This window comes from Paenibacillus sp. J22TS3 (assembly GCF_018403205.1).
GTDB lineage: Bacteria > Bacillota > Bacilli > Paenibacillales > Paenibacillaceae > Fontibacillus > Fontibacillus tuaregi.
In genome coordinates this window covers 399,022-412,090 of record NZ_BOSF01000002.1, presented here as the reverse complement: position 1 = coordinate 412,090, position 13,069 = coordinate 399,022, and the positions used below count along the sequence as shown (strand labels likewise).

Annotated in this window: 15 protein-coding genes; 3 read left to right on the top strand and 12 right to left on the bottom strand. The window is 51.6% G+C overall.

Annotation, left to right across the window (positions count from 1 at the left end; all coding sequences use genetic code 11):
- Nucleotides 1-6: 6 nt before the first annotated feature.
- Nucleotides 7-411: a YhjD family protein gene (locus KJS63_RS07785; RefSeq protein WP_068619668.1), complete on the top strand. Its 405-nt coding sequence runs from the start codon at nucleotides 7-9 to the stop codon at nucleotides 409-411.
- A 77-nt stretch (nucleotides 412-488) separates the two neighbouring features.
- On the opposite strand, the gene KJS63_RS07780 is transcribed toward KJS63_RS07785, so the two are convergent.
- From KJS63_RS07780 to KJS63_RS07760, 5 genes are all read right to left on the bottom strand, one after another.
- A complete protein-coding gene (locus tag KJS63_RS07780; RefSeq protein WP_068619669.1) occupies nucleotides 489-836 on the bottom strand; it encodes a carboxymuconolactone decarboxylase family protein in 348 nt (115 codons plus the stop codon).
- 82 nt (nucleotides 837-918) lie between these two features.
- Entirely contained in the window at nucleotides 919-1,134 is a 216-nt protein-coding gene (locus KJS63_RS07775; protein WP_213618624.1) for a hypothetical protein, read from the bottom strand.
- Between the two features lie 174 nt (nucleotides 1,135-1,308).
- The gene (locus KJS63_RS07770) at nucleotides 1,309-1,632 is read right to left on the bottom strand and encodes a hypothetical protein (protein WP_068619671.1); all 324 of its coding nucleotides are present in this window, start codon (nucleotides 1,630-1,632) and stop codon (nucleotides 1,309-1,311) included.
- 89 nt (nucleotides 1,633-1,721) lie between these two features.
- Nucleotides 1,722-2,294, bottom strand: a complete 573-nt coding sequence (locus tag KJS63_RS07765) for a xanthine phosphoribosyltransferase (protein ID WP_213618623.1) — start codon at nucleotides 2,292-2,294, stop codon at nucleotides 1,722-1,724.
- Nucleotides 2,295-2,304: 10 nt separating this feature from the next.
- The gene (locus tag KJS63_RS07760) at nucleotides 2,305-2,973 is read right to left on the bottom strand and encodes a DedA family protein (protein ID WP_068619673.1); all 669 of its coding nucleotides are present in this window, start codon (nucleotides 2,971-2,973) and stop codon (nucleotides 2,305-2,307) included.
- 183 nt (nucleotides 2,974-3,156) lie between these two features.
- Between KJS63_RS07760 and KJS63_RS07755 the strand changes: the two genes are divergently transcribed.
- A complete protein-coding gene (locus tag KJS63_RS07755; RefSeq protein ID WP_213618622.1) occupies nucleotides 3,157-4,197 on the top strand; it encodes a YkvI family membrane protein in 1,041 nt (346 codons plus the stop codon).
- Here the strand turns inward: KJS63_RS07755 and KJS63_RS07750 are convergent.
- A complete protein-coding gene (locus KJS63_RS07750; protein ID WP_213618621.1) occupies nucleotides 4,194-5,318 on the bottom strand; it encodes a glycosyltransferase family 4 protein in 1,125 nt (374 codons plus the stop codon). The genes KJS63_RS07755 and KJS63_RS07750 overlap by 4 nt on opposite strands.
- A gap of 174 nt (nucleotides 5,319-5,492) precedes the next feature.
- Between KJS63_RS07750 and KJS63_RS07745 the strand changes: the two genes are divergently transcribed.
- Complete coding sequence (locus KJS63_RS07745; protein ID WP_213618935.1) at nucleotides 5,493-6,902, top strand: RsmF rRNA methyltransferase first C-terminal domain-containing protein; 1,410 nt, start codon at nucleotides 5,493-5,495, stop codon at nucleotides 6,900-6,902.
- Nucleotides 6,903-7,293: 391 nt separating this feature from the next.
- On the opposite strand, the gene KJS63_RS07740 is transcribed toward KJS63_RS07745, so the two are convergent.
- The 6 genes from KJS63_RS07740 to KJS63_RS07715 form a co-directional block, all read right to left on the bottom strand.
- Nucleotides 7,294-8,091, bottom strand: a complete 798-nt coding sequence (locus KJS63_RS07740; RefSeq protein ID WP_213618620.1) for a Cof-type HAD-IIB family hydrolase — start codon at nucleotides 8,089-8,091, stop codon at nucleotides 7,294-7,296.
- Between the two features lie 89 nt (nucleotides 8,092-8,180).
- A complete protein-coding gene (locus tag KJS63_RS07735; protein ID WP_213618619.1) occupies nucleotides 8,181-8,921 on the bottom strand; it encodes a pseudouridine synthase in 741 nt (246 codons plus the stop codon).
- 6 nt (nucleotides 8,922-8,927) lie between these two features.
- The gene (locus KJS63_RS07730) at nucleotides 8,928-10,505 is read right to left on the bottom strand and encodes an RsmB/NOP family class I SAM-dependent RNA methyltransferase (RefSeq protein WP_213618934.1); all 1,578 of its coding nucleotides are present in this window, start codon (nucleotides 10,503-10,505) and stop codon (nucleotides 8,928-8,930) included.
- Nucleotides 10,506-10,572: 67 nt separating this feature from the next.
- Nucleotides 10,573-11,040 carry a DUF309 domain-containing protein gene (locus tag KJS63_RS07725; protein ID WP_213618618.1) on the bottom strand — a complete coding sequence of 156 codons (468 nt, stop codon included), beginning with the start codon at nucleotides 11,038-11,040 and terminating at the stop codon, nucleotides 10,573-10,575.
- Complete coding sequence (yjbM, locus tag KJS63_RS07720; RefSeq protein ID WP_068619680.1) at nucleotides 11,030-11,842, bottom strand: GTP diphosphokinase; 813 nt, start codon at nucleotides 11,840-11,842, stop codon at nucleotides 11,030-11,032. The genes KJS63_RS07725 and yjbM overlap by 11 nt, the downstream gene beginning before the upstream one ends.
- A 31-nt stretch (nucleotides 11,843-11,873) precedes the next feature.
- Nucleotides 11,874-12,968: a quinone-dependent dihydroorotate dehydrogenase gene (locus KJS63_RS07715; protein ID WP_213618617.1), complete on the bottom strand. Its 1,095-nt coding sequence runs from the start codon at nucleotides 12,966-12,968 to the stop codon at nucleotides 11,874-11,876.
- Nucleotides 12,969-13,069: the final 101 nt, after the last annotated feature.

Genomic DNA, 13,069 nt, shown 5'->3' with positions numbered 1-13,069 from the left:
TCTGATATGGCAGTCCCTCGTACAACGGCCGATGAACTGGCATTAGTTAAAAGCTGGCTGCTGCTTCAGCTTATCCGCAGAATCTTCGAGCGGGATTCGAAGATCATTCGGGAAAGCGGAATGCTGAAGAGCCCTCATATTTACAGTGAAATGATTGATTCAGGCATCCGGCGGGTCAATCTGGTGATGTCTGAAGTCCAGAACGAATGCTTCAAACGCAAAATCCGCGTATATGAAACCAAACAGAATGATCAAGGAATCACCGCAAGCTACATTTGCCGCGGTTATCAGGGTGAAATGCGCTTTCTATGGTCCGCTCTTCAACAGGAACTGTCCAGCCGGATGATGGCTTACCTCGGTGCAGACGCTCCAATTCCAGTGTCCGTTCACGAGCAGACTCTGCAGCATTAGTGCATTTGACTGTACCTCCGTGTACATGTCCCCATACTAAAAAAGCCCACCTTAGAAATAAGGCAGGCCTTGTCTTGCTAATGGTGAACATGTCCATGCGATAGCGCCTGTTCTATCCGGGTTGCCCCCTGGGATAGAATATGCCCCGAGCTGACCGCGGCTGCCGCTGCAGCCGCTTCCCGGATTTCAGCATCCGTGGCTCCCTTGGACCTGGACTCTTCCGTATGGTAATAGGTACATACTTCATTATTGGCAAACAGACTGATCCCCAGGGCAATCAGCTGTTTGGTCTTGGCATCCAATTCTCCGGAAGCAAGTGCCTTTCCCGTGAACTCGTGATATGCTTCAGCTACGCCGGGCAGGGAGTCTCCAAAAGCCTGGATTCCGTCTTTGTATTCCCTGATTTTATCGTTTTGCACTGACATGATCGGCATTTCCTCCTCGTAAGATGGGCAATCCTAACTTGCCTTCCTTACTACGTTGCCTCGGGGCCGATCATAATATGCTTTATTCTCCAAAAGAAATGCGCGGCTCCCTAGCCGACTGATACGTATAATTTCTGTCCAGCTTGACAATATTCCGGTTGGGCCTGCGGATCATCACCTGTGTATCACTCCAGGCTACCACAATTCCTCTTACATCATTCTCCGGAAGCGCATCACGGACTACCCGGACTTTCTCTCCGGATAACCGGTACGCATCCAACTGTTCGTCACTAATCATGTTAACGTATGGCACCTCCTGCCCAACAGATAAGTTAAATATCTAAGCTTAACTATACAACAGCGAGCCTTTACTCTTGAAAACAACAAATACAAAAACGGGCCACTCCCGTTACCGGTGAACGACCCGCCTGAACGCGGTATCTAGGCGACAACCGCAAATATGTTATGATCCTTATCTTTGTGCATGCTCTTTCTCAAACCAGAAATCAAGCACTTTCGCCGACATCACACGTCCTTCTATATAGGCTACCTGCTGAGGACTGAACTGCTCCTTCCAAGGGAAGGAAAGATCCTCGCATAGACCCGCAATGGTCAGCAGCTGTGACCAGGCCACATAGCGTTTGTACCAAAAGAACTGTGGATGCTCCAGCATATAGGGATAAAGGTCATCAAATTCTGTATGTTTGCAATCAAGGGCTCGCTCGAAAGTAACCTTAGCTTCACTCAACTTAGCAACAAAATATTCTGCATTAACTACCGGTTGTTGTTCCCCCATGTCGTTGCCTCCTCTCCCTACTTCTTCTTTATTATAACTGAAAAGAAAGGGCCTGCAAAGGACTGCCTGCAAATTTGATTCCGTTTCGCCTATTCGTCAAAGGTTATTTTGCCGTCTTCCAACGAGACAATCCGCACAAGTGACTCCAGACGGATGCCCTGCTCGCGGATCGCTTTTCCACCTGCCTGGAAGCTCTTCTCCACTACAATACCAACTCCCACCAGTTCAGCCCCGGAACGCTGAATGATCTTAACCAGTCCGCGCGCCGCATCCCCGTTGGCAATAATATCGTCGATAAACAAAATCCGATCATTCTCCGAAATAAATTGTTTAGACAGCAAAATGTCGGTTACAATGCCTTTCGTAAACGAAGGAACCCGTTCGCACAGCGCTTCCGGATCAGCCAACAGCGTCTTCTTTCTGCGGGCGAATACCAAGGGTACCCCCAACTCGTAAGCCGTTGCAAATGCAACAGGTATGCCTGAGGACTCCACGGTAACCACACGGGTTATCCCATCTTCACGAAAACGTGACGCGAACTCCCGTCCCATCTCCATGGTTAGGGCAGGATCGACTTGATGATTAAGAAGAGCGTCCAGCTTCAGCACCTGATTCGATACAACCACGCCTTCTTCCAAAATTCTTTGTTTTAATAATTCCATGGTTCCCCTCCTATTTCCTATTTGGATTCCCTGTGGACCCAGACTCGTCTTCGGGTGCCTCTTGGTCTAGGTTCACCATCTTTTTAAATTTAAATTGTCTTATGAACAAGTAGACAATCACCCCAATCAGAAGAAGCACAATGACCACAAGGGCTATACGCCAGACATGGTGATGCACGAAATAGGCCATTTTTCTCCAGTGATGTCCTACTGTAGCCCCCAGCGCCATAAACACCGAACACCATATAGCTGCGCCAATACTTGCATAGATGAGATACACATGTATGGGAAGGCGATAAACACCCGACAGATATGAAGTCAGCTGGCGAAGTCCGGGCACGAAGTAACCAAAGAGAACACTCCAATTCCCGTACCGTGCGAACCACCTCTCTGTGGTCTCCAGTCTGCTTGGGGTAATAAAAATCCATTTCCCGAACTTGTGCAGCAGCGGCGTTCCAACAACCCTTCCAAGCGTGTAGCTGAGAATCATCCCTGTCATGCTACCAAGAAAAGTCATCAGAAGCGCAATCCAAAATACAAAATGCCCCTCCGCTGTTAATCCCCCGAAGGTCACCACCAGAGTCTCATCGGGTACAGGAATGCCCATAAAGCCCAATGCCAGCAGTCCGAACATAGCCAAATAACCATATTGGGCGATATAGGACATAATTACACTCACATATATCTCACCTTTCTAAAGATAAAACACCACGCGCTGCTTAAGAATGGACATGTTGCAGTCATGTCCTGTTCCGAATCCACATACCTTGTACTATATATAGCACAGAACCGGAAGGTTCGGTAGTCTCGTACTTCGAATGTTGCCCGTACAGGGCTCCGCGAAACTGTAAGGAGGAAAAAGATGAGAAACGCCGTAAAAGTACTTCAGATCGGCTTCACTTATATCGGCACCATCGTGGGCGCCGGTTTCGCCACCGGGCAGGAAATCATCAAATTTTTCACCCAATACGGAAGGTGGGGGGCTTTTACCATCCTGCTGGCCACCCTGCTGTTCATTTGGCTTGGAACCAAGATGATGCTCTTAGCCCATGATATCGGAGCTTCCTCCTACGAGGACCTGAACCGCCGTTTGTTTGGCAGCCGGGCGGGAGGCTGGATCAGCTTGTTCACTCTAGTTGTCCTGATGGGAGTTAACAGTGTCATGCTCGCCGGTGCAGGTTCTGTATTCATGGAACACCTTGGACTGCATTTCCAGACAGGCCTGTGGATTACTCTTATAGGCACCTACCTGCTGCTCCACCGGGGAATTCAGGCTATTCTCCAGCTGAATTCCATCGTTGTTCCGTTAATGCTAATCCTCTCACTAATTATTATCGGCAACACGGCTGGAATGCCTGAGGCTGCAAGATTCCTAACGTACACAACGGACAGCAGCGTCGGTGCCGCCTGGATGTCCCCTCTGATGTATACAGCCTTCAACCTCGGCATGGCCCAAGCGGTGCTTGTCCCTATCGGAAGCCACACCCAGAACAGAAAAGTGCTGGTCTGGGGAGGCATTACAGGGGGGATTGGGGTCGGCTTCCTACTGCTCGCAGGCCACTTTGCCCTCTCCGCCCACATGCCCGGCATCGTGCAGTTCGAGATTCCAATGGGGCATATCGCCAACCATCTAGGCCCAATTGTACGGCTTATCTATGTCGCGCTCATCTTTATGGAAATCTTCAGCACTTTTGTTGCGGATGTATATGGGGTTGCCCTCCAGATTCGGCAGCGTATTAAGATCGGTCCTAAGCTGTTGTCTGTAATTTTGCTTCTAATATGTTACCTTACGAGCCAATTCGGATTCAGTTCCCTGCTGTCCGTATTGTATCCTCTGTTCGGCCTGTTCAGCCTGGTATGGGTAGCGAACCTGGTACTGTACCGAAATGAGAAACCAAACTAAGGATAATACTTCAGATAGGTCTTCTTCAGTTCATGTACAGCCCGGTTTATGGAATACTCCCGTTTCGCCTTCTCCCAGCCGGCGCGGGCAAGCGCATAACGGTAGGATGGATCAAGAATCACGGATTCCAAAGCCGCTGCCAGCGCAGCCGGGTCTTCCGGTGGAACAAGCAGTCCTCCTGCCCCATGCTCGATTTGCTCAGCAATCCCTCCTACTGCAGTTCCTACAAGTGTCAGGCAGCATAAAGCCGCTTCCGCAAAGACGGAACCGAAAGCCTCCGCCCGGGAGGGCAGCACAAAAATATCGAAGAATGGCATGAATTCCTCCGGGTGAAGGGTATACCCGTAAAAAATGGTCTCTTCATAAATCCCAAGCTCCTGGGCCATCTTTTCCAAATCAGGACGGATCGGCCCATCCCCGATAATATGAAGCACATAAGGATGGCCTTTGCGCTTAAGCTCCGCACAGGCTTTAAGCAGAATGTCCAGCCCCTTGGCCGGGACAAGTCTGCATACGGTCACAAGCTGGGCAACCTCATTGTCATGAGGAACAGGCTTAAATCTTTTTTCATCATAACCGTTGGGAATTACCTGGATCTCACCGGGACGATCCACATAAGGTGACAAATACTCTAGAAACGAACGGGACACCGTCAGCATCTCGTCCGTCTGATGCTCCAATTCTCTGTAGATCGAAGTCAGAAACCGCTGCTCCGGTCCCCCCTCCTGAATGGAGCCATTGAGCAGCAGCTCACGCTCATAACTGGAGTGAATCGTCTGAATCACCGGGGTCTCCGGGAAAGTCTGTTTCATGGCAAGCCCTGCAATGGGATGATGGGCATGAATAAGGTCATAAGGCCGCTGTATGCGCAGCTTGGTCCACCACAAATAATCACGGTAGGTCTGGATATATTTTTGCACTACGGGACTATCCCCGAATTCGGTCCAGTCAAAGGTATGGAACTTTATCTCTTCCGTGCCTTTGCTGCGGATGCGTTTGGGTATCGAGAACAGATCCATCTCCCAATGGGGCGGGTTAAATCTCTCCTGCAGATAAGGAATCATGGAAGATACGCCGCCTGGCTGCTCCGGAGGGAAGAAAAGCGCCTGTAGTAATTTCATAGGGTTGCCCCTTTCTCTATTCTGTGTCGCAAGAATCGTAGTCTGTGCTTCCATTATGCCATAGCTCTGAACGAACATCCATTTCCCTTTTGAGAATCCAATTCCTTTATGATAAACTGCTAATACTTTGAATTTTTCATGAGGGAAACGGACCCGGAAGGAGATTTAACAATGATGGACAACCTTGATCTGCCCGCAGCCTATCTAGCGGCTTCCTCCTCTCTGCTCGGAGACGAGGAAGCCGCTAGGTTCCTGGAGAGCTACCATAACCCAAGAACGTACGGGCTGCGGCTCAATACGTTGAAAGTGGGTCTTGCTTCACCTGTATCAGAGGAAATGCAGCGGCTATTTCACCTGAGGCCTGTGCCATGGGCTGAGCAGGGGTTCTACTACGAAGAGAGCACAAGGCCGGGGAAACATCCGTACCATGCTGCCGGACTTTATTATATTCAGGAGCCCTCCGCCATGTCCGCTGTGGAACTGCTCTCCCCTCTTCCGGGAGAGACCGTGCTCGATCTGGCCGCTGCTCCCGGTGGCAAGACTACACAAATTGCCGCGAAGATGAAAGGCCAGGGCCTGCTGATTGCCAACGAAATCCATCCGCAGCGGGCTAAGATTCTGGCTGAGAATGTTGAGCGCTTTGGAATCCCGAATGCGGTGGTGACCCAATCCACTCCCGGAGACCTATCCTCGAGATTTCAGTTTGCGTTCGATCGGATCATGCTGGATGCCCCATGTTCTGGAGAGGGCATGTTCCGCAAGGACCCGGATGCGGTGAGCGAATGGTCAGAGGCTTCCGTGGATGCCTGTGCGGCTAGACAGTGGGATATCATTCAGGACGCAGTTAAGATGCTTAAGCCTGGAGGAAGACTGGCCTACTCAACCTGTACATTCAATAGGAAAGAGAACGAGGAGACGATAGCCCGCCTGATCGAAGCCTATCCGTTCATGGAACTGATCGCGGAGAAACGCATATGGCCCCATGTACACGAAGGGGAAGGGCACTATGTTGCTCTGTTGGAACGGCGCAAAGATGCAGCTGCTTCTGAAGTGATAGAGGCCTCTACGAGCACCTCAGGCAGGAAGGGGAAAGACTCCAAACGCGGGAGAACCGGCCGTGACGCTATGTCCCGCAAGGAGATCAATGCCGCTTGGGAGGCATACCTGGCATGGAAGCGCGAGGATCTCCCAGGATTCGAAGAGCCAACGGGCACGCCCGAGCTCTTCGGGGAAGCACTCTACCTGATTCCACGCAGCAGCCAGCTTGAGCTCAGCTTGGAAGCGTTAAATGGCCTTAAACTGCCCAGAGCAGGCCTGCATCTTGGCGAGTTCAAGAAAGGACGCTTCCAGCCAGGCCACGCCCTGGCTATGGCCTCCACTGCGGAACAAGCCGCAAGGACGCTGAATCTGGAGCCGGATTCTGCCGAGGCGGCAGCTTATCTGCGGGGAGAGACTCTGCCGGTGCCGGGTACCCTGCGGGGCTGGGTCCTTGTGACGGTCTCCGGATATCCGCTCGGATTCGGCAAGGCCAGTGACGGACAGCTGAAGAATCATCTGCCGAAAGGTCTCCGGCTCAACCGTTAGGCTCGCGATGACTTTCTAGGACGTCTAATATGAATCAGACCGGGATGAACAAGGCCCGGCCAGAGTAAGCAAATTGCCAGTCCAAGGGGGTATCCTTGGGTTGGCGCCTGATCTCCAACGGCTTCGATTGCTGTGATTTGTTCGTTTCTTGGTGGGGACTTCGCCGAAACCTGCGAATAGACGAACGCTGGCCAACGCACGACCCGCGGCCACGCGCTAGCGGCTGTCTTTGGTTTTGGATTTCAGTTATTGTAAATAATTCAATGAAACCAAACCCCAACCCAACCGCCATGGGAGCGGGCGTTTGCCTAGGAACCTTTGGAACACAAATCTAACCCCTAAACAAAATCAGGGGGCCGTCTTTTTGAGACGGCCCCCTTTCGCACATTAGCTACAAGCAGTATTTTTCCAGAGCAAGGCGCACGCCTTCCTCATTATTGGATGCTGTCACATCCTGCGCTGCCGCCTTAACCTCCAGCGGCGAGTTATCCATGGCAATACCTAGTCCGGCAAAGGTCAGCATGGTGATATCGTTATAGAAATTGCCTATCGCCATCACCTGCTCCGCCGGAATTCCACGCTGAAGTGCCAGCTCCCTAAGAGCATTCCCCTTAGAGGACTCAGGGTGCATCAAATCGATGAAGTAATCGCCGCTGCGCAGCATATTCAGCTCGTGCGTCCACAGATTCCAATCCGCTTCAACCTTATCCATCGCTTCCGTAAAGCCGGATGCGGTCATTTTCACAATCGGCTCGGTGAAGTCTACCCAAGCGGGCAGATTTAAAGGTTCAATCAAGAACTTATGATACATGTCCAGCACATCCGGGCCGACTTCATCCAGCTTCTCGACATAAATACCGTAGGTCGTATTGATATCAAAATGTATGCCATTCTTGCGGCAGTACTCGATATACGGCTCCAGTGCGGCTGGATTGACCGCATATTCATGTATAATTTTACGGGTCGCCACATCTACCGTAGCTGCCCCGTTATGAGTAATGACATATCCCTCAAGGCCCATGGATTCCATAAATGGAATACAGCTCAGTGGAGCCCTTCCCGTACACAGCACTATTTCTGTTCCCTGAGCCGCAACCTTCTTAATCGTCTCTGCAGTTGCAGGGGTTAGAACATGATTATCGTCAAGCAGCGTGCCGTCCACATCCAAAGCAATCAGTTTGTATTTCATAACTCCACCCTCTCTATGTATAAATAATTATATAAGATAAGCTGTCTCTTGAAAATGAGCCCTTGTTCCTGCGGTTTCCTCTTTCGCGTCTACCGAAGGGAAGCCAGTTCCTCCTCAGTCAGTTCCCGGAACGCCCCTTTGGGCAGGGACTCGTCCAGCTTCAGCGCCCCCATAGAGACCCGTTTCAGGTACAGTACTTTAGAGCCAACAGCCTCAAACATCCGCTTGACTTGGTGAAACTTACCTTCGGAGATGGTCAGGAGAATTCTGCTGACCGTCGCCTCTTCCGTTCCGACCCGTTCAAGCACCTCAAGCTTGGCTGGAAGGGTGACATATCCTTCTCCGATATCCACCCCCTGCTCAAACCGAACTGCCTCCGCATCACCAACTGCTCCCTGGACCTCGGCGTAATAGGTTTTGGGAACGTGCTTGCGTGGTGACAACAGATCATGAGCCAGCTGTCCGTCATTCGTAAGCAGCAGCAGACCCTCCGTATCCTTGTCGAGCCTCCCTACCGGGAAAGGGGAGAACGCCCGGAACTGTGGCGGGAGTAGATCAATAACTGTACGGTCCCGGTTATCTTCAGTGGCCGAGACGACCCCAGCAGGCTTATGAAGCATAATGTAAACAAACTCCCTGTAGAGCACCGGCTCGCCGTCCAGCTCAATTTTGTCATGATAGGGGTCGACCTGCAGGCCACTGTCTTTAATGACAAGGCCATTCACCAGGATTCTTCCCTGTTTAACCAGCTTCTTGCTGTCCGAGCGGGTGGCCAGTCCAAGATGGCTGAGGATTTTGTCCACCCGTAGTGTTGTTCTGCCTTTACTCATGTCGCTTTACGTCCACCTCCATCCTGCAGGATATTCATTCTTCAGCATACCGTCCTGCCATTTGCCCCATCCGGCTGAATAACCATCTATGCACACGAGCACATACCCTTTGGGCTTCGCCTCACTTCGGCATTCAATCCGCTCAGCCGGAATCATCAGCGTTTCTCCCTTCAGATAATGCACAGCCTCCCCGTCCCTGGAGGACAGGGAGAGCACCCGCTTAGCCTCTTCGGGGCGAAGAGCCACGGCAAGCGGGTGACCCGGCGTAAATCTTCCATTCTTCACCGCACCCACATACCATCCCGGACGTACCGTCTTCAGGCCATTCAGCCGCTCCTTGGCGAACACAGAGAGATATACGTTGCCTCCGTAAAATATCGGACCGCCTGCGGCTTCGAGATTCAAGTTACCAGATAAGAACTCACGCCAGCTGACAAGCGGGTCCTGCTCCTCAAACCCCTTTTTCGCGGAACGGGCATCTCCCTTGCTTTTAACGGGCTTGGCCTTCACAAGCCGTTCTGCCTTAGGATTGCTCTTTCCTTGAGCCTGAACTGGCGGCGCTATACTTAGGCTCACTTGACCGCCGCTTTCAGTGCGGCTTCCGTTCAGGGACTCAGCTGTACTTCCAGCGCCCTGGTGACGGAGTATAGCGACAAAATGACCCTCACCATGGATTTTGTGAGGCCATAGTCTTCCGCAATTCCGGGTTTGCCGTAAGGCCTCTTCACTCCAGACCTCATGCTTGTCACCAGCACTTATAAGCTCCAGCCAATCCGGGCGTCCACCTGAAATTCCCCACTCTTCCGGAATAGGAATAACCCTGAATTCCGGGTTCAAAGTCAGAAACGAAGCGATCATCCCCTCATTCTCCTCCGGGGCGAAGGTGCAGGTGGAGTATACAATAGTTCCGCCAGGAGCGAGCAGATCTGCTGCGCTGGCCAGGATATCCCGCTGCATGCTTACACATTTCTCCACAGAATGCTTCTCCCACTGACGTGCCATGTCCGGCTCCTTCCGGAACATCCCCTCCCCCGAGCAGGGAGCATCAATCAAGATCCGGTCAAAAAAGTGCGGAAACGCCTCCGCTATTCGCTCGGGCGATTCATTAAGCACCACTGCGTTGCGCACACCATATAACTCCACATTCTTGGCTAACGCCTTGGTCCGGTCCGCACTGATATCGTTCGTAACGAGAAGCCCTGTTCCCTCAAGCTTCCCGGCAATCTGCGTCGACTTTCCTCCCGGTGCCGCACACAGATCAAGCACCCGGTCTCCAGGCTGAACGTCCAGCGCCTCTACCGGTGCCATCGCACTCGGCTCCTGAATATAATAGAGCCCAGCATGATAATACGGGTGTTTCCCCGGCTTCAGGCCCTCTTCCGTATAATACCCCGTTCCGCACCAGGGGATGGGTTTCATCGGGAAAGGAACCACACTCTCGAATTCATCCTGTGCAATTTTGAGCGGATTGACCCGCACCCCGGCATAATGAGGTTTCTCATAAGAAGCAAGGAATGCCGGGTACTCCTCTCCAAGCATTCTCTTCATACGTTCCAAGAACGCCGTAGGCAAATATACGGTCATCATAACATCCCCTCTAACCTGCAAGCGGCCCGCCGCCTAAGTGATCAGGCAGCGGGCCGGCGCATATCTATTTATCAAGCATCCTCTTCTCCCGGAGCGCATGCTTCTCGCCCCGCTGAGGATGGATCTGAATCGGCTCGTTCGGACGTATTTCCGAAGAGGCCGTCTCAACTGCGCGAAGCAGCTCATCATCTATGATTTCAATGGTCAGATCGGCATATGCCGGCGGCACCGGACCAGCAAGCTTTTCAGACAACTGCTGGATCTCTCTCCTCAGCCGGCCCAAGTTGATCCCCAAACATTCATCTCCGTATGCTTCAAGCTTATCCACAGCCGAGACCAGCATTTTGCTGCTGCCTTTGAAATTCCCCCTGCGGAAATGAAACATTCCGACAGCCACCTGAAGCAATCCTTTATAAAGAGGTTCCCGTCCCTGGGCAAGCCACAGTTCTTCCAGCACCTCATGGCATTCAAAATAATCACGGTCCCGGTTGAAATAGATCAGATACGCCAAGTACAGCGGATCATACTTCATCCGTTCCCTCCCCTTTGCGGGCCGCCTTAAGCAGCGCCTTCACGTCCTCCACAAGCTCCTTCATTCCAGTCAGGTTCTTCGCTTCCCACAGCTCGTTGAAACGCCGCTGTGCTTGAATGGCCTCGCTGATCAAATGATAGAAATACAGCTGGTGAATAGTTTTCAGTGCTTCAGCCACCAGGCTGGAGTCATCCTCGAAGGACTTCTGGGCATCCAGAATTTCCTGACGGATGCTGGACATCTCATTATCGAGCACAAAAGCGGCTTCCGCAGCTTTCTTCAATCTTTCGCGCATTTCCCCGGGCAGGCTCTCCCGGTATTTATAATTAAGCGAATGTTCGATGGTCGCCCAAAAATTCATCGCAAGTGTCCGGATCTGAATCTCGGCCAGTACAATCTTCTGTTCGAGTGCTGTCTGCACCGGATATTCAACAATCATATGGAAGCTGCGGTACCCGCTGTCCTTATAATTTGTAATATAGTCTTTCTCATACAGAACCTTCAGATCTTTCCGGTTACGAATATATTCAGCCACCCGCCGGATATCCTCCGCGAATTGGCACATAATCCGGATTCCCGCGATGTCCTCGATCCCCGTCTCCAGATTATCCATAGAGACATTCAGACGTTTCGCTTTGTCCAGAATACTGGAAATCTTCTTAACCCGTCCGGTCACGAACTCGATCGGCGCATACTCTTCGCGTTTCTTGAGCTCTGAGCGCATCGTCTTGAACTTAACCTTCAACTCCTCAACTGCCTGTTCATACGGAAGCAAAAATGTTCCCCAATCTCTGCCATCCATTCTGTTGCCTCCTCTCTATATTTCCGGCATATCAGCGGTGGTCCGCGCCCACCGCTTCGGATATATGAGTGAACCCGTCACGGGCAAGCAGCTCCCGCAACCCGCGGTGTATCCGGCGGTTAATTTCTGGCCCCTCATAAATAAGTGCGGTATAAATCTCCACCAGACTGGCGCCAGCACGAATTTTCTCATAAGCGTCCTTGCTGTCAAAGATGCCGCCCGATCCAATGATCGGCAGCTTGCCTTCTGTCTGGCGGTATATTCTTGAAATGATCTCCGTTGAACGCTCCTTCAGTGGACGCCCGCTAAGGCCTCCTGTCTCCTTGGCATTGGAGTGGGTCAGCCCCTCTCGGGAAATGGTGGTATTGGTCGCAATAATCCCAGATACTCCACTGTCCTTAATCGTATTAACCATATACTCCAGTTCTTCGTTACTTACATCTGGAGCAATTTTTACAAGAACCGCCTTATTCAAGCCGGATTTCTGATTATGCTCGTTCATCTCCCGCATCACCACCGCAAGCAGATCAGCCAGTTCATTTCCATGCTGAAGCGCCCGGAGATCCGGTGTATTCGGCGAGCTGATATTCACAACGAAAAAGTCCGCATGAGGATACAGCACCGATATGCATTTGGCGTAGTCCTTATGCGCCTCTTCATTCGGCGTCACCTTATTCTTACCAATATTTATAGCAATAGGAATCCTTCTTGTGGGCAGAGCGGACAACGATTCCGCCATGCTCTCGGCTCCCTTGTTATTAAATCCCATCCGGTTGACCAGCGCTTCGTCCGGCGGCAGGCGGAACAACCTTGGCTGTTCGTTTCCTGGCTGCCCCAGCGGGGTCACCGTACCCACTTCCATAAATCCGAAGCCAATGGCTGAGAAACCTTCAGCCGCCTCAGCATTTTTGTCCAGACCTGCGGCAAGCCCCACCGGTGTCGGAAAGTGGATACCAAACAAATCAACGGCCAGATCCGGGGTTTCGGACACACCGTACAGTTTGTTAAGGAGTGTTACTCCTCCCGGCATCCTGGACGTTTTATGTAATCCGCCAATAACAAGATGATGCGCCTTCTCCGGATCAATCCGGAAGAACACCGGTTTGCCTACGTTACGATATAGCAATGTTAACTCACTCCGTTCCTCTCTCGCTGGACATTATAGCCCCATAACTCAGTTTATCGTTTTCTCCCCCAAAAGAAAAGTCTTGTACCTGACGGGAACAA